At 51.2% G+C, this 1,403-nt stretch carries 1 protein-coding gene; it reads left to right on the forward strand.

Annotated features, from left to right (window positions below; translation table 11 throughout):
- Positions 1–107: 107 nt before the first annotated feature.
- Complete coding sequence (locus J0A66_RS21390) at positions 108–1,388, forward strand: IS4 family transposase (RefSeq protein WP_206575891.1); 1,281 nt, start codon at positions 108–110, stop codon at positions 1,386–1,388.
- Positions 1,389–1,403: the final 15 nt, after the last annotated feature.

Raw genomic sequence — 1,403 nt, forward strand, 5'->3', positions numbered from 1 at the left:
CTCATAGACAGGATCTTTAGCGGAAGGCATTGAAATAGATAGAAAAAAGGCTCTTGGTGTGATCTGATTATTTCGCCAAAAACAAACCGATAACGAGCCGAAGAGCCATGGAAATTATGTCAGCCTGTCAGAAGGTAAGCCAGCTATTTAATGCGTCTTGGATGAATGAACAGGCGAAGCGTGTCGGACTGTGTAAACGCCTAAGACGCATTCAGCCTTTACCCCTGTCAGCGGCCATGGTGGCGGGATTGGGCGATGGTAAGGTGACAGCAATAGCCGACTTGCATCGGACCTTCAATGGCCTGGGGATGTCGCCAGAGGCGATGGTGGCCTACAAGCCTTTCCATAATCAGTTACGTAAGCAGTCCTTTGCGACATTTATGCAAGCATTGGCAAAGCGGGCCATGGTGCTGTTTAGCCAGCAGTGGAGTCAGGATATCCCTGGTCTGTCCCAATTCGAGCAAGTGCTGTTGCATGATGGTAGCTCCTTCGCCCTGCATAAGCAGTTGGCTGAGGTGTTTCCCGGACGCTTCAAGAAGCTAAGTCCAGCAGCCGTCGAATGCCATATGACGATGTCGCTGTTGGACGATCAACCCTTGGCCCTCTCGGTCAGTGCCGATACCTCTGCGGAGCGCCGTTACTTGCCTGAGCCAATGGGGTTACGAAACAGATTACTGCTATGTGATGCAGGCTATCCGCAACAGGATTATCTGAGCCAGGTGAACCAACATGGTGGCTTCTACCTGATGCGTCATGGCAAGAACTGGAACCCGCTTATCAGACAGGCCAACAATAGTAAGGGCCGCAAACTGGATAAGTTGGTGGGCAAACGGCTTCAGGACATCCGGCGCCGAGATAGCCGTAGTGAAGTACTGGATCTGGAGGTAGATTGGGCCGGCCATCGCGTACGGGTTATCCGCTTCTGGCATCAGGAAAGTAAACGGTACCTGAGTTGGATGACTAACCTCTCGACCGAGCAATTCAGCGCTGAACAGGTGATGAAACTCTATCGCTTACGCTGGCAGATTGAGTTGTTGTTTAAAGAATGGAAGAGCCACAACAACCTGCACAAGTTCAATACCCGCCAGCGCTATCTGGCTGAAGGGTTGATATGGGCAAGCCTGCTCAGCCTGTTGGTCAAACGCTTGGTTGGACGGGCGGCAGCCCATCTGGCAGGCAAGCGGCTATCGACCTTGAAAATGGCTAAATTTACCCAAGGCTGGCTGGAGCCAATGATGAAATCACTGACCACAGGATTTACGCAACAATTAGCGATAGATCTGCATTGGGCTGTAGAATTGCTGGCCCGAACCTGTTGCAGAGACCAGCAATCAAAAGCTAAGAAAAGCAATAGTTTAGAGGGGATTCTTGAGGCCTTTGGAGCTTAAGGTCCAGTGTATGAC

The organism is Bowmanella dokdonensis (assembly GCF_017254865.1).
In the GTDB taxonomy this organism is placed as follows: domain Bacteria; phylum Pseudomonadota; class Gammaproteobacteria; order Enterobacterales; family Alteromonadaceae; genus Bowmanella; species Bowmanella dokdonensis.

Coding starts and splice junctions, on each gene's coding strand:
- J0A66_RS21390 (WP_206575891.1), top strand. CDS start 108: ATGGAAATTATGTCAGCCTGTCAGAAGGTAAGCCAGCTATTTAATGCG.